Here is a 22,930-nt window from a genome sequence, read left to right as displayed (position 1 = left end):
CGTCAGTTGTCGCTACTGCGCGCGGAGTCACCACTACCGTAACCGCCGGGGAAGGCCGGGGAAGCCCGACATCGGGCGTCACTGATGATCGAAGCGATTGTCGGGGTGAGTGAACCCGGCTGAAGACGCAAACTCGGCATCCTAGACATCTCCGACATGAGCCCTTACCGCCTTTGTGGCGGCGTCCGGCGTGCTTCGTCTGTTCCGGTGAAGGCCGTGGGAGATGGTTGGGCGCCTGGGCGGACCGGTGGGGTCGTCGTGTCCGTAGGCTTGCGGGGTGAGTGAGTTGCAGCGTAGCAGTGCTGGTCGCGGTGCGGAGCCGACGGATACCGGCGCGGTTCGGGATGTTCCGCGGTCCCCGGCGGACGGCCCCACCGGCCCGTCCGCGGTGGGGCATCCGGGCTATGACACCGTGCTGGTGATCGATTTCGGTGCCCAGTATGCCCAACTGATCGCCCGGCGCATACGCGAATGTCATGTGTATTCGGAGATCGTCCCGTGGGATATGTCGGTGGACGAGATCCTCGCCCGGCGTCCGTCCGCACTGATCCTTTCTGGCGGCCCGAAGTCCGTCTACTCGCCTGGCGCGCCCCGGGTGGATCCTGCGTTGTTCGCTACCGGAGTGCCTATTCTCGGTATCTGCTATGGCCATCAGGTCATGGCTCAGGCGCTTGACGGCGCCGTCGCGCGCACGGGAACCGCCGAGTACGGAGCAACTCGTCTGTCGGTGTCGGGTCCCGGGGTTCTCTTCGACGGTCTGCCCGTTGTCCAGCAGGTCTGGATGTCGCATGGCGACTCGGTGACCGCCGCGCCGCCCGGCTTCCGGGTGACGGCTTCCACACCGTCGGCCCCGGTCGCCGCCTTTGAGGACCCCGCGCGTCGTCTCTACGGCGTGCAGTTCCACCCAGAGGTGGTCCACAGCGAGCGAGGCATGGACGTGCTGCGGCACTTCCTGTTCGTGGGCGCGGGCTGCCGGCCCACCTGGACAATGATCAACATTGTTGACGAGGCTGTCGCGGCCGTCCGGGCCCAGGTCGGGACCGGACGGTTGATCTGCGGCCTGTCCGGCGGGGTGGACTCCGCGGTCGCTGCCGCGCTCGTGCACCGGGCGGTGGGAGACGCGCTCACCTGCGTCTTCGTCGATCATGGTTTGCTGCGGGCCGGCGAGGCGGAACAGGTCGAACGCGATTTCGTCGCGACCACCGGTGTGGATCTGGTCCATGTCAAGGCGGCCGACCGGTTTGCCGCCGCGCTGTCCGGAGTGACCGATCCGGAACGGAAGAGGAAGATTATCGGCCGCGAGTTCATCCGGGTCTTCGAGGAGTCCGCCCGCGAACTGGAGGCCCGGGCGGAGGCGGAGGGCGCGACGATCGACTTTCTCGTGCAGGGGACATTGTATCCTGATGTGATCGAATCCGGTTCGCCGACGGCCGCGAAGATCAAGTCTCATCACAACGTCGGCGGACTGCCCGAGGACCTGCGGTTCGGTCTGGTCGAGCCGCTTCGGACCCTGTTCAAGGACGAGGTCCGTCGGCTCGGCGAGGAGCTCGGGCTGCCCGAGGAGATCGTCTGGCGCCAGCCGTTCCCGGGCCCGGGCCTCGCCGTCCGCATCATCGGCGAGGTCACGCCCGAGCGGCTCGACGTGGTGCGGGCGGCCGACGCGGTGATCCGGGAGGAGATTCGCAAGGCCGGCCTGGACCGCGAGATCTGGCAGGTCTTCGCGGTGCTGCTCGCCGACGTGCGGTCGGTAGGCGTCCAGGGTGACGAGCGTACGTACGGCTTCCCGATCGTCCTGCGCGCGGTCACCAGCGAGGACGCGATGACCGCCGACTGGGCCCGGCTACCCTACGGCCTGCTGGAACGCATCTCGAACCGGGTGGTCAACGAGGTGCCGCAGGTCAACCGGGTGGTGTACGACATCACCTCCAAGCCCCCCGGCACGATTGAGTGGGAGTGACGATCCCGGATCGGAGCGCGTGCCCGTCGGGCGACCCCCGCCGACGGGCACGTTTGACGTCCGGGCGGGACCGGAGCACCCTGGATGACGTGACCCCGCACGAGATGGCCATTACCTAGGCGCGCGACCGGTCATCGGGTCTGCGCCTCGCCCTTCCGCCTTGTCCTGGTGGGGGGCTTTTTTGTTGCCGCGGTCATGGTGGGGTGGCCGCTCAGCCGCCGGGAGATGCTCCATGACCGCAGCAGCCGCAGACGACCGATCGGTAGCCCCGGACGCCGAACTCTGGGCGTCGGACATCCGCGCCGCGGCCCGCGTCCTTGCCGGGGTGGCACGACAGACCAGAGTCGTCCGGGATCTCGGCCTGTCGGCGGCGATCGGTGCGCCCGTCTGGCTCAAGTGTGAGCACGAGCAGCACACCGGTTCGTTCAAGCTTCGGGGTGCCTACCACCGGGTGGCCACCGCGGATCCGGCGACGCGGGCCCGGGGGGTGGTGGCGGCCAGTGCCGGTAACCACGCCCAGGGAGTGGCCTTCGCGGCCGCGACCTTCGGCGTCGAGGCGACGATCTTCGTGCCGGTGGGGGCCAATCCGGTCAAAGTGGCGCGGACGCGCCGGTGGGGCGCCCGGGTCGAGAAGATACCCGGGGGGGTGGAAGCGGCGCTCGCGGCGGCCGCCGCCTTCGCCGCCCGGGGAGACCGGCTGCTGGTCCACCCATTCGACGACCCGACGGTGGTGGCCGGGCAGGGCACGATCGGCTTGGAGTTGCTCGATCAGGTGCCCGATCTCGGCACCGTTCTGGTCGGGGTGGGCGGCGGAGGACTGATCAGCGGGCTGGCTGCGGCGGTGCGGTCCCGGCGCCCCGATGTGCGAGTGGTCGGTGTGCAGTCCGTGCTGTCGTCGGCGTTCGCCGCGTCGCTGCGGGCTGGCCGGCGGCTCCCGGTGCCCCCCGGTGGGGTGGTGACGCCTGGTGCCGGAACACTGTGGGAAGCCGGGACGATTCCGGGCAGCCGGACGTCCGAACAGCCGACGGCGCCACGTTCGTCACGGGTGGTCTCGGCGTCGACCACGATCGCCGACGGTATGGCGGTGAACGCTCCCGGGGTTCTGACCTTCGCCCTTGCCGCACGCCTGGTGGACGAGATCGTCACGGTCGATGAGGCAGCGTTCTGGGAGGCGATGGTGTTGCTGCACCGGGCCGGCCACCAGGTGGAACCGGCCGGCGCCGCGGGGGTTGCGGCCTTGTTGCGTCAAGGTGATCTCGCGCAGGGCCCGACGGTGGCGATCCTGTCGGGCGGCAACATCGACCCGGGGGTGGCCAGCAGGGTGAAGGCGCTCGCGGCCATCCCGCCGAGCGCGTCGAGCACCGCGTGACCGCCTGACCGCGTGACCGCCGGTGGGCCGGGCGTTGACGCGGACCACGGCCATCGACGCCCCGCCCTCGCGCGCGGGGCGGGGCGGGAACGACGGACAATAGGCTGGTCAGCACGCGGGTCGACGACCACTGGGCGTGGACGCGTGATGGTCATGTGGTGGCACGGACGCGCGAGGACCGCGGCCGGGTGGGGCTGTCGGTGCATCTCGCGAACCACACCGCGAACCACACCGCGAACCGGGTCGTCGGGTACGATCCGGGCATGCCGCGGTCCGACCCGCTCGACGTCGAACGTACGATCGGAGTCCCATGAGCGGCTTTTTCGGCGATTCCCACGGCGGCGGATCCGGCATCGCCGGGTCGGTCGGGACGGATGTCCACGGCGGTGCGCACGTGCCCTACGACCTGTTCGGCCCAGCGGTGCTGGCGCCGCCGGTGGGCGGGGACGGGCCCGGTGACTCCTCCTCGCCGCGCCTGGATGCCGAGGTTCTGCTCGACGGGCTCAACCTGCAGCAGCGGGCGGCGGTGGTGCACATCGGAGCACCCCTGCTTGTCGTCGCGGGCGCGGGGTCCGGCAAGACGCGGGTGCTGACCCACCGTATCGCGTACCTGCTGGCTGCCCGGGGGGTCCGGCCGGGGGAGATTCTGGCGATCACGTTCACCAACAAGGCCGCCAGCGAGATGCGCGAACGGGTCTCGGCACTGGTCGGTTCTCGGGCGCGGGCGATGTGGGTGAGCACCTTCCACTCGGCCTGCGTGCGCATCCTGAGGTCCGAGGCGAAGAGTCTCGGGTTCAGCTCGACCTTCTCCATCTACGACGCCGCCGACGCGCAGCGTCTGATCACTCTGGTCACCCGCGACCTCGATCTTGATCCCAAGCGGCATCCCGCCCGAGGTCTGGCGGCACAGATCAGCAACCTGAAGAACGAACTGATCGACTGGGAGGCCGCACGGGACCGGGCCACGAACCACCTCGAGCGGACCGTCGCCGAGGTCTACGCCGCTTATCAGCAGCGGCTGGCTCAGGCCAACGCCCTCGACTTCGACGATCTGATCATGACGACGGTGAACCTCCTCCAGGCGTTCCCCGACGTCGCTGAGCACTACCGGCGCCGCTTCCGACATGTGCTCGTGGACGAGTACCAGGACACCAACCACGCGCAGTACGTTTTGGTGCGCGAGCTCGTCGGTCAGCCGGCGTACTTCGGTGCCGGGTCCGCGCCGGTGGAGTCAGAGGAGCCAGCGGCCGGGTCGGATACCTGGGCCTCGGGCGCCGTCCCACCGGCGGAGCTGTGCGTGGTTGGCGACGCGGACCAGTCGATCTACGCCTTCCGCGGGGCGAACATCCGCAATATCGTGGAGTTCGAGGAGGACTTCCCGAACGCCGCGGTGATCCTGCTGGAACAGAACTACCGCTCCACCCAGACCATCCTCTCCGCCGCGAACGCGATGATCGCGCGTAACAACCAGCGCAAGGCCAAGCGGCTGTGGTCGGACGCCGGTGACGGTGAGAAGATCGTCGGATTCGCCGCCGACAACGAGCACGACGAGGCGGCCTTTGTCGCCGAGGAGGTCGACCGGCTCTCGGACGCGAAGCTCGCGCGGTCCGCCGACGTCGCGGTGTTCTACCGGACCAACGCCCAGAGCCGGGTGTTTGAGGAGATCTTTGTCCGGGTCGGGCTGCCCTACCGGGTGGTTGGCGGGGTGCGGTTCTACGAGCGCAAGGAGATCCGTGATCTCCTTGCCTACCTGCGGGTCCTCGTCAATCCCAGCGACACGGTGAACCTGCGTCGCATCCTGAACGTGCCTCGCCGCGGGATCGGCGAGCGGGCTGAGGCGGCCCTGGCGGGCTTCGCCGATGTCGAGCGGATCGGGTTCGCGCAGGCACTGGAGCGTGTCGACGAGGTGCCGGGGATCGCCGCGCGCTCGGCGAAGGCGGTGCGAGAGTTCACCGCGCTGCTCGCCGAGCTACACACCATGGCGGCCGACGACCCGGTGGCCGTGGTCGAGGCGGTGCTTGAACGCACCGGCTACCTGTCGGAACTCCTCGCCGAGGACACCGTCGAGTCCCAGGGCCGGGTGGAAAACCTGCAGGAACTGGTCGGAGTGGTCCAGGAGTTCACCCAGCGGCTGCCCGAGGGCACGCTCGCGGAGTTCCTCGAGCAGGTCTCGCTCGTCGCCGACGCGGACCAGGTTCCGAGCGACGACGGTTCCGATGGCGTGGTCACCCTTATGACGCTGCACAGCGCCAAGGGCCTCGAGTTCCCCGTCGTCTTCCTCACCGGTCTCGAGGACGGCGTCTTCCCGCACCTGCGGACCTTGGGAGATCCCACCCAGCTCGAGGAGGAACGCCGGCTCGCCTATGTGGGCGTCACCCGGGCCCGGACCCGGCTCTACCTGACCCGCGCGGTGATGCGCAGCGCCTGGGGCCAACCGGCCTACAACCCGCCGTCGCGCTTCCTCGGCGAGGTGCCGGACACGCTGGTTGACTGGCGTCGGCTGGCCGATCCCCCGCCGGCGCCCGCGGGGACGTCCTGGGGTTCGTCTGGCGGGTTTGGGCCGGGCGCCACCCGCCGGGGCGCCGCCGACGCCCCGGCGGCGCGTAAACCGCTACCGAACTCGCCGTTCTCGGGCCGCGCGCGGCCGGCCGCGCGGGCCGTCCTGGAACTGCGCCAAGGCGACCGGGTGACCCATGACAGTTTCGGTCTCGGGGTTGTCGTCGCCACCGGCGGGGTCAGTGACTCCGCCGAGGCGACCATCGACTTCGGCGAGAACGCCGGCACGAAGCGCCTGCTCCTGCGGTACGCCCCCGTCGAGAAGCTCTGACGGTCCCGAGGGTCCCGACGGTCCGGGTCGCCGGGACCGTTCCGCTCGGGGGACCGGTCCCGGCCGGTCCGGCGCCCCGGCGAGGCAGCTCGCGACCAGGTGGGCAACCTTGCCGCTGAACGCCAGGGAATGATGCCCGAGGCCCGGCACGGTGTGATTTTCGATGTCGAGATCGGGATGGTCGAGCGCCGCCTCGGCGGGCCGCACCACGCTGTCCAGCCCGGCGCCGATCGCGACGAACCGGGTCCGGCAGCCGGGGGCGGGTGCGGCGAGTTCGCGTAGGAGCGCCGATCCCGGCCGTAGCTGGGTGACGAGCCGGTACGGCACCGACCGGGGGACAAGCCCGGCGAGACGGGTGCCGGAATGAGGCGTCGCGAGAGTGATCAGCGTGTCCACGTACTGATCGCCCCCGAGTTGCTGCACGTAGTAACGGGCCACCAGCCCGCCGAGTGAATGGGCGACGATGTGCACGCGCTGCCTGCCGCTGTCCGCCATGGCGGCGTGCACGGACGCGGCGAGTCGGAGCGCCGCTTCCTGCACCGTCGGTACGAGCAGCGGCAGCTCCACCGTGCGCACCCGGCGGAAACCGCGGCGGCGCAGCGACCGGCCCAACCGGGTGAACACGGACCGGTTGTCGATCAGGCCGTGGATCAGCAGGATCGGGGTGCCTGCCGCGTCGGGAGCGTTGACCAGCAGGCTGCGGTGCAGGGGGGAGAGGGCGCTCAGTGAGTAGGGCTCGTGCTCGCGCGGGCGCTGCCGGCGCAGCGCACTCGCCGGGTAGAGGGCGAGGTGGGTGGCGATCCAGGCCGCTTCCACGGCGAGCCCGCGGGCATTCACCGGGGTCGTGCGCAGGCCGACGAGGACCGACCGCCCTGGAGCGGCGACGTTGGCTGCGGCCACGGCCCGCCTCAGGCGGGCCGTGGCCGCAGCCAACGATGGCAGTATCTGCTCGCCGATGGCCCGCTCGCTTTCCCTCGCCGTACCATCCGTGCCGCCAGCCGTGGTGCTCGCCCCCCAGGTCGGCAGATATCCCGGTGACCAAGTAAAGACCGGAGAGAAATACTACAGACTGTTAGGTAGCCCTGTCGACCATCGAGCCTGCCGCCGGCGCAGCCGATCGCCCTGGTCCTCCCGGCTCAGGGATGCGAGCAGCGATGCAGCGTCGCGCGCCGTCTCGGCCGCGGTGGTGGCGGACAGGAGCCGATCGGCGAATCCCAGCGCGTTTAGGTCGGTCGGCCGTAGCCCGGAGACGTTTGCGGCCCGCTCGACCGGTACCCGCAGCGTGACGGCGGTGCCCTCCGGGGAGAGCGCGGTGAAGTAACTGTCCGGGGTCATGGCCACGATGTCGGTGACCGCCGCGGCGAGAGCCCCGCCGGAGCCGCCCTCACCCAACACGATCGACAGCGTCGGCGAGGGGCAGGCCAACACCGCGGCCATCGCGTCCCCGATCGCCGCCGCGATGCCCGCGGCCTCGGCGTCCGCGTCGTTCGCCGCGCCGGGCGTGTCGACCAGGGTCACGAGACCAATCCCCAGCTTCCCCGCGAGCCGGGCGGCGCGGACCAACAACCGGTACCCGGCCGGCCCCGGGGCGTCGCCGCGACGGGCCCCGACAGCTACAACCACCGCACGCATCGGCCCTCCCCGCCCCGCAGCCCCCGCGACGTCGCCCAGGAGCACCCCCACACCGGCCACGACCCGGGGATCCGGCCCGACCAGGTCGACGCCGTCGGGAAGCAGCGTCTGCAGCACCTCGATGCCGTCCGGTCGGATGCCGTCCCTGGCCGCCCGCACCTGCGCCCACCCGGAGCGCGCGGCGACGTGTTCAGCCCCCGGCGCAGGTCCGTCGGACCCGGTTCGGGTGTCCGGATCGTCGGGCGGGACGGGGAGGGTGGTCTCGTCGTCGGCTTGTGACGGGCCGCCGTCCGATCCGTCTGCCAGGTCGCCTCCGTCTGCCAGGTCGCCCGATCCGCCCGGAGTGGTTTGGCCGCCCGGGCTGGTCCGGGTACCTGGACCAGCCCGGCTCTCCCGATCTGGTAGACCCGCCAGGCCGGTCAGGGCCCGCCGCAGCCACGCCTGGACCGCCCTGGGCGCCGCCGCCGCGTCGACCAGCCCGGCGGCGTACGCCGAGCCTGCGGTGTAGCTGCCCGGAGACGGGGCGGTGCCGGTGACCGCCGCGACCACCCGAGGCCCGGCGAAGCCGACCGTCGCCCCGCGTACCGCGCACCGAAGGTCCGCGCGGGAGCCGATCGTCACCCAGATACCACCGGTGGTGGGCTGGTCCGCGACGGCGATGTGACCGACCCCCGCCGCGTCCAGCGCGGCGAGCGCCAGTGCGGCTTGGGGCAGTCCGACGAGTCCGGCGACCCCTTCCTGCAAGCGGGTGCCACCGCTGCGCAGGAACGACACCAGGGGACGGCGGCTGGCTGCGGCCGCGGTGGCGGCCTCGGCGAACCCACGTGCGTCCCGCTCGCCAAAGCTTCCCCCGTAAACCGTGAAATCCCAGACCGCGACCACGGCAGGGATGCCGGCCACCGCGCCCTCGCCCCAGCGCAGAGCCGGTCGACCGTCGTAGTCGGGCCAGCCCAGTCGGTTGACGGCCGCGGCCGTGGCGGGCCGCAGGGTGATGCCTGCGAGCAGGGCGGCGCGCCAGTCGGCGGTCGTCTCCTGGCCCGGCCGGGTGTCGCTGTCCACGCCTGCATTTTCGCGCCCGGGGCCGACCGGATGCCCGTCGTCGCGGCCATGGTGTCGTGGAACACGGACGGGCACTCCCCGCCGGCGGGTGGCCGGCGGGTGCTCGCGGGCCCGCACGCCTGCGACGCACCGCGCCTTCGGCCGATGGCGGCCGGGGACATACTCTTTCACCCACAGCCCCCTGGGCGGGTGGGAACCCGGATCGAACCTGCTACACCGGTGCAGCGAGGGGAGCAGCGAGGGAAGCGATGCTCACACCGCTGATGGAGGACGATCCTCGCCAAATCGGCCCGTACCGTCTGCAGAACCGGATCGGTGCCGGCGGGATGGGGACCGTGTATCTCGGTTTCGCCCCGGATCGGCGTCCCGTTGCGGTGAAGGTCGCTGCCGAGGATCTCGCCGAGGACGAGGAGTTCCGCAGCCGCTTCGAACGTGAGGTGCGGGCGGCGCTGCGCGTGCGAGGTACGGCGGTGGCCGCCGTGCTCGACGCCGACACCGAGGCCGCGGCGCCGTGGATGGTCACCGAGTACGTCGAGGGGACCAGCCTGGCCGAGGCCGTCCGGGCCCGCGGTCGGCTGGAGGACCACCTCGTCCGGGGTCTCGCCGTCGGCCTCGCCGACGCGCTGGTCGCCATCCACGCCGCCGGTGTCGTCCATCGTGATCTCAAGCCGTCCAACATCCTGCTGGCCTGGGACGGGCCCAAGGTGATCGACTTCGGGATCGCGCACCTGACCGACAGCGCCACGCTGACCCGCACCGGTCATGTGATCGGCACGTTGGCCTGGATGTCACCGGAACAGATGCGCGGCGAGCCGTCGGACGCCTCAGCGGACGTCTTTGCCTGGGCGAGCTGCATGACGTACGCGGCGACGGGGCGGCATCCCTTCCATGCCGAGACGCCGGACCTGCTTGCCGTCCGGGTACAGCGGGACTCTCCCGATCTCCACGCGCTCCCCGGATACCTGCTCAACCTGGTCGCGAGGGCGCTGTCCAAGGCCCCGCGGGAGCGGCCGGACGCCGCCTCGCTGCTGGCCGCGCTGGTAGGCCGGGAGGTGCGTGGGGTCACCGAGGCCGACCCGTCCGGTGGCTGGGCGCCGGACGTGCAGGGACCGGGCCCGGCACCTGGCCTGTGGCCGGTCGGACCGCCGCCACCCGCGTCGGCCTTTCGGCCCGCCGTGCTATTACCCCCCGCGGCACCGCCGCGACCGGTCTCCCCGCGACCGGTCTCCCCGCGACCGGTCTCCCCGCCACCGTCGGGAGCGGTTGTCCCGGGGAAGTGGGCGGATCAGGCGCCCGCGGAGCGTCGGGGCGCGACCGCCGCCGCGGACGTGGCGTCCGATCCGGGACGGTCGGAGGTGACCTATCGCCCCAGCGACCCGACTCCACCGGCGCGTCCTCCCGATCCGTCGGCCTTCCCGCCAGCGGGTCGACCGGCTGCGCTGCGGGTCGGGCTGTGGACCGACGCTCGGCGGGCCGAGGCGCCGCGGCGCCGGCACTGGAACAGCGGCGCGATGCTGTCGGTTCTCTTGGCGGTACTCTGGATCTTCGGGATTGGCAGTGCCGCGGCTGTCGTAGTGGGACTGGTCGCGCGGGTTCGGATCCGCCGCCGGGATGAGCGTGGCACCACGGTGGCGGCCGTCGGTATCGGCCTGGGTTGGCTCGGGATCGGACTAGCGATGATCTTGATCGTCGTTATCCTGAAATTCGTCTGACTGGTCCGGAGGGGCTGGCTACGATCGGTGTTTCTTCCATGTGATTTCCGACATAATGAGGGTCTTAACTTTCGTGACGTCGGACACGGGACGGCGTAGGGCAGGTCCCGTCGGTCACGCTCAGCGGCTCCCGGCGGACCCGCGCTCTGAGGACGGTGGGGCGGAAGCCGCCCTCGGCGCGGTGGGTGTCCACACTCATTTGTCCTGTATCTGTCCTGTATCTGTCCTGTATCGACCTGCCGGGGCCCCGGACCGGGTCGAGGGATGCGCCGGATCGGCCCGTTCGATCCCACCCGTGGGCCGCCGGCGACGGCGGTGTGGTGCACAGCGCGTGGCGCGCGCTGTAACGCCCTCGTCAGTAGGCTCGCAGGCGTTCTGTGCAGCTCTACGTATCCCAACCCGTAACGACCGCATCCGACTGGACGGACCGTGGATCTTTTCGAATACCAGGCGAAGAAGCTGTTCGCCGAACATGGCGTACCGGTGCCCACCGGGAAGACCGCGACCACCCCCGAGGAGGCCTGCGCGATCGCCACCGAGCTCGGTGGCAAGGTCGTCGTCAAGGCGCAGGTCAAGACTGGAGGCCGGGGCAAGGCCGGTGGCGTCAAGGTAGCCGACGGGCCGGATGACGCCTTCGCGAAGGCGACAGCGATCCTCGGCATGGACATCAAGGGCCACACAGTCCACTCGGTGCTCGTCGAGGAAGCCAGCAACATCGCCGAGGAGTACTACGCATCCTTCCTGCTGGACCGGGCGAACCGCACCTTCCTCGCCATGGCCTCCCGGGAGGGCGGCATGGAGATCGAGGAGGTGGCGGCGACCAAGCCGGAGGCGCTGGCCCGGATCGCGATCGACCCGCTCAGGGGAGTCGACGCGGCCAAGGCGCGCGAGATCGCGGTCACGGCGAAGCTGCCCGAGGCGGCTCTGGACGGCGCGAGCGAGCTGCTGGCCAAGCTCTGGACCGTGTTCCTCAAGTCGGACGCCACCCTCGTCGAAGTCAACCCGCTGATCCTCACCGGTGACGGCCGGGTCGTCGCCCTCGACGGCAAGGTCAGCTTGGACGACAACGCCGACTTCCGCCACCCGGAGCACGAGGCGTTCGTCGACGTGGCCGCGGTGGACCCGCTGGAGCAGAAGGCCAAGGAGAAGGGCCTCAACTACGTCAAGCTCGAGGGTGAGGTCGGGATCATCGGAAACGGTGCCGGCCTGGTCATGTCCACCCTCGACGTGGTGACCTACGCCGGGGAGGAGTTCGGCGGCAAGCGCCCGGCGAACTTCCTCGACATCGGCGGCGGCGCGTCCGCCGAGGTCATGGCAAACGGTCTGTCGATCATCCTTGGTGACCCGGCGGTCAAGAGCGTCTTCGTCAACATCTTCGGTGGCATCACCTCCTGCGACGCGGTGGCCAACGGCATCGTGCAGGCCCTGAAGATCGTCGGCGACGTCAGCGCCCCGCTGGTGGTGCGCCTCGACGGCAACAACGCCGAGGAGGGCCGCCGCATCCTGGCCGAGGCGAACCTGCCGGTGGTCAAGCCGGTCGACACGATGGACGGCGCGGCGAAGCTCGCCGCCGAGCTCGCCGCGGCCGCGGCCTGACCTGGGCGAAGGGGATTGCGAACCGATGGCTATCTGGCTTGACGAGAACAGCCGGGTGGTGGTGCAGGGCATCACCGGCTCGGAGGGCAGCAAGCACACCCGCCGCATGCTCGCCGCGGGCACGAACGTCGTCGCCGGCGTGAACGCGCGCAAGGTGGGCCAGCAGGTCGAGGGCGTGCCGGTGTTCGGCTCCGTCGCCGATGCGATGGCGCAGACCGGCGCCAATGCCTCGGTGATCTTCGTTCCGCCCGCGTTCACCAAGGACGCGGCGATCGAGGCGATCGACGCGGCGATCCCGCTCGCGGTGGTCATCACCGAGGGCGTGCCGATCCACGACACGACCGAGTTCTTCGCCTACTCCCAGTACAAGGCGACGACGCGGATCATCGGGCCGAACTGCCCGGGTATCGCGAGCCCCGGTCTGTCCAATGCCGGCATCATCCCGGCCGACATCACCCCCGGCGGGCGCATCGGCCTGGTCAGCAAGAGCGGCACGCTGACCTACCAGATGATGTACGAGCTGCGGGAGTTCGGCTTCTCCACCTGCGTCGGCATCGGTGGCGACCCGGTCATCGGCACCACGCATATCGACGCGCTCGACGCCTTCCAGGCCGATCCGAACACCGACGCGATCGTGATGATCGGTGAGATCGGCGGCGACGCCGAGGAGCGGGCCGCGGCGCACATCGAAGAGCACGTGACCAAGCCGGTCGTCGGCTACGTGGCCGGCTTCACCGCGCCGGAGGGCAAGACGATGGGCCACGCGGGCGCCATCGTGTCCGGTTCGTCCGGTACCGCGCAGGCCAAGAAAGAAGCCCTGGAGAAGGCCGGCGTCCGGGTTGGCAAGACCCCGTCGGAGACCGCCCGGCTGATGGCTGACATCATGCGGTCGTTGTAGGCCTGTCCCGATGCCGAGCCCCCGCGGGACGCGGGGGCTCGGCATCGGGACAGGTAGGGGTCTTGGCCGCGGGGCTTCGGGGACGGACGTCTTCCCTTCGCTTCCGACGGCTGCAAGACTTCTGCATCGGTGCATCGACGGCTCTCGTCTCCGCACCGACCGACCAGACGAAGTGGGGTTGCCGTCGTGGCACAGATCGGCGGTCGTACCGTCGCCACCAACGACATCGGGGTGGTCGCCTCTGGGGCGGTCACGTTCATCGTGAGCTTCCTGCCGTGGTATTCGGTGAGCCTGGGGTTTTTCGGCCGCTCGGCGGAGGCTCACAAAAACGCCTGGGGGCTCGGGTTCAACTCCTGGTTCCCGGTGTTCCTGGTGGTCGTGGTCGCCGGTCTGGTGACGGCGCGCGTCGCCGCCAACGTCCGCATCCCGGACGTTGGTCCGGTCTCGATCCTGTGGATACTGCCGGCCGTCTCGGCGTTCGCCGTCCTTCTGCTGTTGATCAGATGGATCCGGTTCCCCGACGTGCCGAGCGGGGTGGACGCCGGGCCGAGTTTCGGGTTCTACCTCGCCTTGCTGCTGACGATCGTGCAGACCGTCTTCGGTGTGCTCACGGCGCTGGCGAGCGGAGCGCCCATTCCCGGCCGTCCGGGTGCCCGTCCCACCGGGCCCGGTCAGCCGGGCGCCTGGCCTCCGTATGGTGGTCAGCAGCCGCCCTACGGTCAGCCCTACGGCCAGCAGCCCACTCCCGGTTACGGCCAGCCGCCCACGGGGTACGGGCCGCCGCCGGGCTATGGGCCGCCCGGTCAGCCGCCCACGGGCTACGGTCAGCCGCCTGTCGGCGGATACGGCGCGCCGCCCGCCGGCGGGTACGGGCAGCCGGCCCAGCCGGGCGGGTACGGGCAGCCGTCGCAGGGTCAGGCTCAGTCGCCCCCAGGTTATGGCCAGCAGCCGCCTCCGCCGGGTGGTTACGGCCAGCAGGAGCCTCCTCCCGGTCGTTGATCCGATACGTGCCCGCCTCCATGCAGCCGCCCAGACTGCCGCGACGCCTTGCCGATCGGATCTGGCAGCGGGGCGGACGGCCCCTGGCGGAGGCGGTCGCCGCGTCGGCTGCGGGCCTGATGTTCATCGAATTCGTCGTTCTGGTTGTGTGGGGAGCCGACACCGGCTCCTCCACCGGACCCGCCGCGGCTCTGCGCGTCGGAGCCGATCTGTGGCTTGCCGCTCACGGAACGACGCTGCGGCTCCCTGACGGGATCATCGCGTTCCGGCCATTGGGCCTCGCCCTCTTTCCGCTGGCCGCGGCGCTGAGCGCGGCACATCGGCGGGCGAGCGCGGCACCGCTGCAGTCGCATGCCGTTCTCAACCGGACGCCCCTGGGCCGAGTGTCGCTGAACCGGGTGTCGCTCGGCCGGATGCCGCTGGGCCGGGTGTCGCGGTTGCGGCCTGCCCGGCTCGGCGGAGGGCGCTCCGCCGCTTCGGTGGCGGACCTCGGGGACTCCCGCGGGGGCCGCTGCCGGTCGGATGGCGCCGTCGGGGTCCCTTGGCGAGCCGTGGCAGGCGACGTCATCGGCGTCGTGGGCGCCCAGACTCTCTTCGTCGTGGTCGTCGCGCTCATCGTGCGCACGCACTCGGTACGGCCGACCCCCGGTTCTGCGGCGCTGGGGACGGTCGCGTTCGGGATACCGGCCGCCCTGCTCGGCGCGCTGGCCGGCCGCCATCGGCTGCGCACGGCATGGCGGATGCTGCCCGTGATGCTGCGCGTCCCCCTGCTGTCCGGCGCGGCGGCGTTCATGGCGCTGCTGGCGGCCGCCGCGTTCGGGGTCGCGCTGGTGCTCGCGGCGACCGAGCCCGAGGTCGCCGCCGCCGAGCGCTCGCTCGACGTGGGCGTGCTCGGGGGTCTCGGGCTCACGGCGACCCAGCTTGCGCTGCTGCCCAACCTGGTCCTCTGGGGTCTGTCCTACGCCCTCGGACCAGGATTTCGAACGGGTCCGGGTCTGGTCCGGGCGGATGTCGTCCGCCCGGCCGACCTGCCGGACCTCCCGGTGCTGACGGCCCTTCCGCCGAGCGCGTTACCCAGGCCCGGGTGGCTTGTGCTGGCGCTGGTGCCCGTCGTGGCCGGCGTCGTGCTTACTGTCATGGTCCATCGGGCGAGCCTGGGACGCCGCTCCCGGGCTCGCATCCTGACCGTCCTGCTCGGGGCGGTGGTCTGCGGTGTCCTCGTGGGTCTGGCGGTCCAAGTGTCGATGGGACAGGTCGGGACCGTGACGGGTCAGGGTAACCACTATGGTCCCTCGTCCGGATGGCTGTGCGGCCTGATTGCCGGGGGGGAGACCGCGCTTGTCGGACTCCTGTTGATCGGCGGCATCGACCTGGCGGCCCGTCGGGCCGAGCGGCCGTTCGTCGCCGACGACGCGGCGGCGCCCTCCTGGTGGCGCAGGCTGCAACCGTCCGGCTCATGGTCGTCAGCCCGGCTGTCACGACGACACCCCTGACCGGCCTCGCGGCCCCGCTGCCGCGGCCTCCTCGAGGTCTGTGGGCCCGCAGCTCCCCGCCCGGCGGGGACCTTTCCCCGCCCGCTCCCTCCCCGCTTGCCCGGCACCCCGTCGGCCTCCGAAACTGTCTGCGCCGTCGGTTACCGTGACCGCACTGGATCATCTTCACGGAGGTCGTCGTGGCGGTCACGGTCGCCCGTATCCGGGCTGAAGCACTTCGCCTGCGGGAGCTGGGCTGGTCCTATCGCCGTATCGCCCGAAGACTGCAGACCCGCCATCACCTGAGCGCGCTCGCCGCGTTCCGCCTCGCGCACGGCTGGACGCAGGAGGAGGCCGCACGCCGCTGGAACGAGCGGTGGCCCGGTTCGGGGCCGGCCAAGACCGGTAAGACCTTCTCGTACTGGGAGAGCTGGCCGGCCAAGGGCGGCCGGGCGCCTTCCACACAGGTCCTGTCACGGCTGGCTGAGCTCTACCTGTGCCGGTCGGGTGATCTGCTGGACGGGCGGGACTACGGCGAGCTCGATGAGGGCTTCGAGGGAGGTGCGGGCCCCGCGGCCTCCGCCGGGTGCACCTGTGCAGCGGGCGGCACGGGTGGGGATGAGGAGGACGGGTGTGCGGGGCTGCGCTCGTTGGCTGACGGGCTGTCGTCTCCGGCGGCCTGCGAGGTCCCGTCCGCCCAGGCCATCGACGCGTGGCTGGCAGATCTCCTCGCCGGATGGGTTCCGGCGGCATGATCGGCAGCCCCGGGCTCAGGTGGCTGCCTGGCGGGCCGCGCCCGGCGGGCGCCGGTGCGCGCGTTTCCGGCGGGAAGCGGCGGAGCTGGTCGAGTCAGTACAGTCGAACCGGCCATTGTTCCGCCGCCGTCCGCAGATGGCGGTTGCGCAGCGGGCGGCTCGTCGTGTCGCCCGATTCTGCTTACGGAGTGTGTCTGTGTCTGCTCGTCTCGTCGCGCTCGCCTCGGGAGCGGGAACCACCCTGCAGGCGATCCTCGACGCAACCGCGGACCCCGGGTTCGGCGCGGCGGTCGTGGCGGTCGGCACCGACCGCTATGGCACCGGCGCGGAACGGCGGGCCCGGGCGTCGGGGGTCCCGGTGTTCATCGTTCGTCTCGAGGACCACGCGGACCGGGATGCCTTCAACGCCGCGACGGCCGGGCGGATCGCCGAGTTCGCGCCCGATCTGTTGGTCCTGGCGGGCTACATGAAGATTCTCAGTGCCCGGGTGATCGGCCGGTTCCGGACGATCAACACCCACCCGTCGCTGCTGCCCGCCTTCCCGGGAGCCACCGCGGTGCGTGACGCGTTGACCGCCGGGGTGAAGGTCAGCGGGGTGACGGTGCACTGGGTCGACGAAGGCGTTGACACCGGTCCAATCATCACTCAGCGGGCGGTGCCGGTTGAGCCAGGCGATACCGAGCAGACACTTCATGCACGGATCCAGAGCGTCGAGCGAGGACTGTTCGTCGCGACGATCGGCGAGATCGTGCGGGCCGGGAGCGGCGACTCGGCCCCGGCCGGACCTCGACGGGGCGAGGATGGGTCTCCCGCATCGGTAGAAGTTTGGATACAGGAGGAATCATGACGTCATCGGGCGAAGGTGTGGCCGGCGAGGGCGGGGCTGTCCGCGGATCCGAGCCCGGCGAAGTGGTCCCCACCGGGCGGCGGCCGCTGCGACGGGCGCTTGTCAGCGTCTACGACAAGAGCGGGCTCGACGTCCTCGCGGAGGCGTTCCTCGTGGCCGACGTCGAGGTGGTCTCGACCGGTTCGACCGCCGACGTCCTGGCCCGTCACGGGCTGGCGGTCACACCGGTGAGCACCGTGACCGGCTTTCCGGAGGTGCTGGGCGGTCGCGTCAAGACGCTGCACCCCCACGTGCACGCCGGTCTGTTGGCCGATCTGCGTAACGCCGAGCACGCCGCGGCGCTGGCCGAACTCGACATCGCCCCGTTCGACCTGGTCGTCGTCAACCTGTATCCGTTCGCCGCGACGGTCGCCTCCGGTGCGAGCGAGGACGAGGTGATCGAGCAGATCGACATCGGCGGTCCGGCCATGATCCGCGCGGCGGCGAAGAACCATGCGTCGGTCGCCGTCGTCGTCACACCCGGCGACTACACCGAGTTGGCCGCCGCAGTCCGCGGATCCGGATATGATCTTCCCGCTCGCCGTCGGCTCGCCGCGAAGGCGTTCGCCCACACCGCGGCGTACGACATCGCCGTGTCTTCGTGGTTCGCCGGCGCCGTCGCGCCGGACGAGGTGGCGCGGGAGAGCGGATGGCCCGACGTGCTGTCCGCGCAGTGGCACCGTACGGAGGTCCTGCGTTACGGCGAGAATCCCCATCAGCGCGCCGCGCTCTACGTGGAGAGCGACGCCGGGGGTCGGCCCGGCCTCGCCTCGGCCCGTCAGCTGCACGGCAAGCAGATGTCCTACAACAACTACACCGACACCGACGCCGCCCGCCGAGCAGTGTTCGACTTCACCGAGCCCGCCGTGGCCGTGATCAAGCACGCCAACCCCTGCGGCATCGCGGTCGGCGCCACCATCGCCGAGGCCCACCGCAAGGCGCATGCCTGCGACCCGGTCTCCGCCTTCGGCGGGGTGATCGCGACCAACCGTCCGGTCTCGGTCGAGCTCGCCGAACAGATCGCGGAGATCTTCACCGAGGTCGTCGTCGCACCGGCATACGAACCCGCCGCGGTGGAGATCCTCTCCCGTAAGCCGTCGATCCGGCTGCTGGAGTGCCCGCCGCCGCCGCACCAGCGCGGGATCGAACTGCGTCAGATCAGCGGAGGCCTGCTCCTGCAGTCGCGGGACGCCGTCGAGGCGCCGGGCGACGAGCCGTCCGGATGGACGCTGGAGGCGGGATCACCTGCGGACGAGGCCCTACTGGCCGAGTTGCGGTTCGCCTGGCGGGCGGTGCGCTCGGTGAAGTCGAACGCCATCCTCCTCGCGTCCGGCGGTGCCACCGTCGGCGTCGGGATGGGCCAGGTGAACCGGGTGGACGCGGCCCGGCTCGCGGTGACCCGGGCCGGGGACCGGGCGAAGGGGGCCGTCGCCGCGAGCGACGCCTATTTCCCGTTCCCTGACGGCTTCGAGGTGCTCGCCGAGGCGGGGGTGCGGGCCGTGGTCGAACCGGGCGGGTCGGTGCGCGACGAGCTCGTCATCACGGCCGCCCGAGAGGCCAGCGTCACGCTCTACTTCAGCGGTGTCCGCCACTTCGCGCACTGACAGCGGGCCACCAGGCCGGTGGCACCGGCGTATGTTCCGCCAGCCACCGGCCGAAGCCTTTGCCGAGGAGTCGTCGGCGGCCCCGGCACGCATCTCTTCACCAGCGCATGTCTTCACCGGAATCGGCGGCCCCATCGCAGATGCCCGTCCGTACGCCGATACTCCAGTTCGATCGAAGGAGTCGACTCGCCGGTGTCGCCGGTGTCGCCGGCGATCCCGGTGCCGTCGCTCGCCACGACGCCGGGCGCCCCCGGCGCGTCGGTGCGGGTGTCCGGTCGGGCACTGGGCAGGCGTCCGGGACGCTGGTTGACCTCCGGTAGATGATCACTGTCAGGCCGATGATCGGCCTGGGACAGCGACAGTCCGGCCGCGGCCGCGCCGGGCCGGGCTCCCGTCCGCTCGTCCGCTCCGGATGGCCATAGCGGACCGGATGGCCATAGCGGACCGGACGACTGCTGATCGGTGCCCGGTCGTCTGTCCCCGGACGTTCTGTCCCGACCCGCCGGCCGGCTGGCCTCGGTCGATGTTCCGACCGGCTCTGGTGGCTCTGGTGGTTCGTCCGTGGCGCCGCCCAACGGCGCCGTGCGCCGTTCGGTGCCCTCACTTCACGAGGCGGCGTTCGCCTCCGCGGCTGCCGAGCCCCGACGCCCGCTGGCGCTGCCGTTGGACGTCGTCGCCGTCGGGCTGGCCGCCGCCGCGAGCGCACCGCCGGGCTGGTCGCCGTTCGGCACATAGCGATGGGCGACCCAGTCCAGGGCGTCGCGCCAGCTCGCGCCGTAGAGCACTGAGATCCGATCCGCTGTCTGCCTCGCCAGCGCCTGGACGAACACTCGGTCGTCGCTGTCCAGGTGTCGGGCGTCCCCGAAGGTCTCCCAGGCCCGGAACATCAGTTCCTGCAGCTTCTTGCTGTGTGGTGATTCGTCTGTCACGTCACGCTCCATCCCACTTGGGCACTGCGGCCGGAAGTCTGCCCTAAGCCTGCATGATGCCTATAGGGGACGTAATGAAGTAACAAATACGTGATCGAGAGCATCATCGCAGGTCACAGGCCTGTGGAGGGTTCGAAACGCGCAAGTTATTTCATTTCGACTCCATAGGTGGGGGTGTTGCATATTGTGCGCGTGATGTGTTCGGATGGGGTAATCGCATCTTTGACCGCTGGCATGTGATATAGGGCGGTTATCCCCCGCTCCGGCAGGTCGTGGCATCGGGCAGATCGCCGTGGTGGAGGATCCGCCGCCCGACGGGCCGGCCGTTCACCGGGCGCCGTTTCGGGACAGCCCTGCGTCTGGAGACGTAGAGACTCGAGACGCAGAGATACGGGCCGCGTCGAACGATCTCGGCTTGCGGCCGGGAGACGCTGGGGCCGGCGAGTGGGATGTCGACACCCGGCCCGCGCCCCGCCCCGCCGTGCGCCGCCCCGCCGTGCGCCGCCCCGGCGTGGCCCCGCCGTGCTCTCGTGCGTCCGTGGGCGCCGGATGCCGCAGGCGGCCTACCGTGTGTTGGTAAGGACCGATGTCCTGGTTGGATTGGTGTTCGATGCATCCTGCACTCGGGTGGAAGCCGTCGCCGATGATGGCGGGGACGCCACCATGTCCCGTACGGGGCCACTGTCCAGCAGGAGATCCCAACCGCTGCCGGAGGTGAGGGTGCCCGACGCGGTGCGCGGCTCCGGCCCGGCTCGACCCGGGGGTGATCCAGGCCGCCCCGGGCCGGGGGGGCGGTACCGATCCGGCGGACATGAGGCGCCCGATCCCCGGGCGGAGCGGGCAGAGCTGCCGCTGCGCCGCGCTGGGGCGGAAGCGGATCGGCGGCGTCCGTCGTGGCCGGGCACCACCCGCGTCGACGTCTTCCGTCCGATCGAGGATCGTGACGAGCGCCTTCCCGCCGAGTATCGCGGGTTGCGTCGGTTCGACCGTCCCGTTCCGCCGGCACCGGCCCCGCTGGCCGCCCCGGGTCAGCCCGGATCGTCCCCACCGGAGCGGGTCGAGGGCGACGGCATCCCATCGCACGACCCGTGGCGTCCGGTGTCCTCCCCGCTGGTCGGCCCCGAGGAGCACCGGAAGTCGGCGGTCGGTGCGGAGCCTGGGCCACCAGTGGCAGGGACCATCTCCGGATCCCGGAGAACACCGGTCCCAGCTGCCTCCCCGCCACCATTCGTCACGCCCGGCGCACCCGCCGGGGCCGGGACTGCCGGGCCCGGGACTGCCGGGCGTGACGACGGGGGCGGGATCGGCGGCTGGCTACGGCGGGAGGCCACCTTCGCGTTGGTGCTCGCCGGGGTCACCGTCGGGCTGGTGCTGGTCTTCCAGGACAGATGGCGCCGAGGAATGGTGGTCGTCGGCGTGGTCCTGGTGATGGCCGCTCTGGCCCGTTTGGTGCTGCCGGCACGGCGGATCGGCCTGCTGGCGGTGCGGGGGCGGGCCTTCGATGTGGGTATTCTCCTTCTGTTTGGAGTATCTGTGATAATCCTCACATTCGCCGTTCCCTATATCGGCCCGTGACGGGTTAGCGTAGGCCGTGGCGGGTTAGCGCAGGCCGGTCATGGTGCGCCGCATCGCCAGACGGGTCAGGGAACTCGCCGGGATCGTGCCGCGGCCCAGTCCGATCTCGACGAGCGTGTCGTACAGCTCGGTACGAGTGCGGGCGGCCCGCACCGCCGCGTCCATCAGCGTGCGGCGCCGCCCGGCGAGACCGGCCAGCAGGGCCGTGTGCCGCAGATGCCGTCCCAGCTCCGCGTCGAGAGCGCGTCGGTAGACCCGGCCCGCGCTGGCCGGGTGCGCCGCGCGGACGGCGGCATGCCCGGCCAGCGACCCCGACAGCACCGCGTAGTAAATGCCCTCCCCGGTCAGGGGGTTGATCAGGGAGGCCGCGTCCCCGGCGAGCAGCACGGGACCGTTCGGCTGCCGGGGGCGATGGGTCGACAGCGGCAGATGATGGGCCCGCAGCGTGGCCGGATGCGCCGGTGTCTCGGGCAGCATGCGGGCGAGCGTGCGGCGCAGGACGGTCTTGGCGCTCGTTCCGTCCGTCCCGCCGGCCAGCCGGGACCGCAGCATCCCGTAGCCGATGTTCGCACGGCCGTCGCCGATCGGGAACGACCAGGCGTAGGCCGGCCAACCCTCGTCGGTCATGTGGATGAACTGTTCGGGGGGGCCGTCGTCGAAGGCGACGTCGGTGTAGGCCCGCACGGCGATCGCCATCGCCTCGGGGGGGTTACCCGGCAGCCCGAGCCCGCGGCGTACCGCGGAGTTCGCGCCGTCCGCGCCGATGACGACCCGCGCCGTGAGCGTGCCGTTGACCACGACGACCGGCTCCCGTCCCCGACCGTCCAGGCGCGGCCGGTCGGTAAGTTCCAGGGACCGCACGCGCCGCTGGATCAGCTGAGCCCCACGTGCCTGGGCCGCGGCCACGAGACGGGCGTCGAAGACCTCCCTGGGTACCACGTAGTTGGCTCGGGCCGAGGGAGTGGCCACCTCGGCGCCCCCTGGGGTGCGCAGGCGCATGCGGTCCACCGGCCGGTACCCGGCGACCGCATCGGTCACGCCGAGATCACGCAGGACGTCCAGGCCGTGCGGGGCGATGCCGTCACCGCAGGTCTTGTCCCGGGGGAACTCAGCGGCGTCGACGATGACGACGTGTGCGTCCGGGCGTTCTCGCAGGGCGCCCAGAGCCGCCGCGCTGCCGGCCGGGCCGCCCCCGACGACAAGGACGTCGATCGTGCGGGAAAGTAGATCGACCGCCTCGTCCACGCGCACGATCGGGGTGGCGACGGTGATCGTGTCAGCGTCCTTGACTGGTCCTGCCGTTACGTATTGTGGTCCTGCGGTTTCCGTGATGTCACGTCTCCCCGCCCGCTCCCGCGGACCTGAGCCGTCCCTCGGATCCACGCCGTCCCTCGGGGTCACGCCGGATCCTCGGGCCTCCGTGGTGGCGTTCTCTCCGGGGTGCTCGTCACGCGGGGCGGGCGGGCCGGACGAGGATGTGAGGGTCTGCACGCCAGCCAGTCTCGCAGCCGGCTGCCCCCCGGTGGACGCATGCCCCGCCTCGCCCGGCCCGCGGGGTGGACCGGGTGCCCGGGTCGTCGGGACCGGCGGGAAAACCTCGTACAGCGCGGAACGTGGTAAACATTCACCTGCTTTAGCGATCTTGCTGTGGGTGACGGTT

At 71.2% G+C, this 22,930-nt stretch carries 17 protein-coding genes and 1 pseudogene; 13 read left to right on the top strand and 5 right to left on the bottom strand.

Annotated features, from left to right (window positions below; translation table 11 throughout):
* The first annotated feature begins 388 nt into the window (after positions 1-388).
* From guaA to pcrA, 4 genes are all read left to right on the top strand, one after another.
* The gene (guaA, locus tag AC08OQ_RS02875; protein ID WP_462187523.1) at positions 389-1,957 is read left to right on the top strand and encodes a glutamine-hydrolyzing GMP synthase; all 1,569 of its coding nucleotides are present in this window, start codon (positions 389-391) and stop codon (positions 1,955-1,957) included.
* Positions 1,958-2,189: 232 nt separating this feature from the next.
* Positions 2,190-3,326 carry a threonine ammonia-lyase gene (locus AC08OQ_RS02870; protein WP_462187510.1) on the top strand — a complete coding sequence of 379 codons (1,137 nt, stop codon included), beginning with the start codon at positions 2,190-2,192 and terminating at the stop codon, positions 3,324-3,326.
* A gap of 158 nt (positions 3,327-3,484) precedes the next feature.
* Positions 3,485-3,640: a hypothetical protein gene (locus AC08OQ_RS02865; RefSeq protein ID WP_462187511.1), complete on the top strand. Its 156-nt coding sequence runs from the start codon at positions 3,485-3,487 to the stop codon at positions 3,638-3,640.
* Positions 3,637-6,153, top strand: coding sequence for a DNA helicase PcrA (gene pcrA / locus AC08OQ_RS02860; RefSeq protein WP_476598496.1), 2,517 nt, complete (start codon positions 3,637-3,639; stop codon positions 6,151-6,153). The genes AC08OQ_RS02865 and pcrA overlap by 4 nt, the downstream gene beginning before the upstream one ends.
* Positions 6,154-6,534: 381 nt before the next feature.
* Here the strand turns inward: pcrA and AC08OQ_RS02855 are convergent.
* Positions 6,535-6,777 (bottom strand): annotated as a pseudogene (locus tag AC08OQ_RS02855) (esterase/lipase family protein); the annotation flags it as partial.
* Between the two features lie 438 nt (positions 6,778-7,215).
* Entirely contained in the window at positions 7,216-8,844 is a 1,629-nt protein-coding gene (locus tag AC08OQ_RS02850; protein WP_476598494.1) for a carboxyl transferase domain-containing protein, read from the bottom strand.
* A gap of 248 nt (positions 8,845-9,092) precedes the next feature.
* On the opposite strand from AC08OQ_RS02850, the gene AC08OQ_RS02845 reads away from it, so the two are divergent.
* The 8 genes from AC08OQ_RS02845 (at position 9,093) to purH (ending at position 18,766) form a co-directional block, all read left to right on the top strand.
* Positions 9,093-10,556: a serine/threonine-protein kinase gene (locus AC08OQ_RS02845; RefSeq protein ID WP_476604080.1), complete on the top strand. Its 1,464-nt coding sequence runs from the start codon at positions 9,093-9,095 to the stop codon at positions 10,554-10,556.
* Positions 10,557-10,985: 429 nt separating this feature from the next.
* Complete coding sequence (sucC, locus tag AC08OQ_RS02840; RefSeq protein ID WP_476601909.1) at positions 10,986-12,152, top strand: ADP-forming succinate--CoA ligase subunit beta; 1,167 nt, start codon at positions 10,986-10,988, stop codon at positions 12,150-12,152.
* Positions 12,153-12,177: 25 nt separating this feature from the next.
* On the top strand, positions 12,178-13,050 hold the full coding sequence (sucD, locus tag AC08OQ_RS02835; protein WP_462203621.1) for a succinate--CoA ligase subunit alpha: 873 nt from the start codon (positions 12,178-12,180) through the stop codon (positions 13,048-13,050).
* A gap of 186 nt (positions 13,051-13,236) precedes the next feature.
* Positions 13,237-14,049 (top strand): hypothetical protein, encoded by an 813-nt coding sequence (locus AC08OQ_RS02830; protein ID WP_476601908.1) that lies wholly within the window; start codon positions 13,237-13,239, stop codon positions 14,047-14,049.
* A gap of 20 nt (positions 14,050-14,069) precedes the next feature.
* The gene (locus tag AC08OQ_RS02825) at positions 14,070-15,542 is read left to right on the top strand and encodes a cell division protein PerM (protein ID WP_476604081.1); all 1,473 of its coding nucleotides are present in this window, start codon (positions 14,070-14,072) and stop codon (positions 15,540-15,542) included.
* A 179-nt stretch (positions 15,543-15,721) separates the two neighbouring features.
* A complete protein-coding gene (locus tag AC08OQ_RS02820; RefSeq protein ID WP_476601906.1) occupies positions 15,722-16,276 on the top strand; it encodes a helix-turn-helix domain-containing protein in 555 nt (184 codons plus the stop codon).
* 196 nt (positions 16,277-16,472) lie between these two features.
* Positions 16,473-17,123: a phosphoribosylglycinamide formyltransferase gene (purN, locus tag AC08OQ_RS02815; RefSeq protein WP_476601828.1), complete on the top strand. Its 651-nt coding sequence runs from the start codon at positions 16,473-16,475 to the stop codon at positions 17,121-17,123.
* On the top strand, positions 17,120-18,766 hold the full coding sequence (gene purH, locus AC08OQ_RS02810) for a bifunctional phosphoribosylaminoimidazolecarboxamide formyltransferase/IMP cyclohydrolase (RefSeq protein WP_476601829.1): 1,647 nt from the start codon (positions 17,120-17,122) through the stop codon (positions 18,764-18,766). The genes purN and purH overlap by 4 nt, the downstream gene beginning before the upstream one ends.
* A 605-nt stretch (positions 18,767-19,371) precedes the next feature.
* On the opposite strand, the gene AC08OQ_RS02805 is transcribed toward purH, so the two are convergent.
* Positions 19,372-19,695 carry a hypothetical protein gene (locus AC08OQ_RS02805; RefSeq protein ID WP_462189215.1) on the bottom strand — a complete coding sequence of 108 codons (324 nt, stop codon included), beginning with the start codon at positions 19,693-19,695 and terminating at the stop codon, positions 19,372-19,374.
* A 250-nt stretch (positions 19,696-19,945) separates the two neighbouring features.
* On the bottom strand, positions 19,946-20,311 hold the full coding sequence (locus AC08OQ_RS02800; RefSeq protein ID WP_476601830.1) for an FHA domain-containing protein: 366 nt from the start codon (positions 20,309-20,311) through the stop codon (positions 19,946-19,948).
* Positions 20,312-20,415: 104 nt separating this feature from the next.
* On the opposite strand from AC08OQ_RS02800, the gene AC08OQ_RS02795 reads away from it, so the two are divergent.
* Positions 20,416-21,270, top strand: a complete 855-nt coding sequence (locus AC08OQ_RS02795; protein WP_476601831.1) for a DUF3017 domain-containing protein — start codon at positions 20,416-20,418, stop codon at positions 21,268-21,270.
* A gap of 24 nt (positions 21,271-21,294) precedes the next feature.
* Here the strand turns inward: AC08OQ_RS02795 and AC08OQ_RS02790 are convergent, their stop codons facing one another.
* A complete protein-coding gene (locus AC08OQ_RS02790; RefSeq protein WP_476601832.1) occupies positions 21,295-22,515 on the bottom strand; it encodes an NAD(P)/FAD-dependent oxidoreductase in 1,221 nt (406 codons plus the stop codon).
* Positions 22,516-22,930 lie beyond the last annotated feature (415 nt).

The organism is Frankia sp. CcCS3, assembly GCF_977927575.1.
The sequence above is the reverse complement of the archived record's forward strand: the minus strand, read 5'-3'. Positions and strand labels throughout refer to the sequence as shown.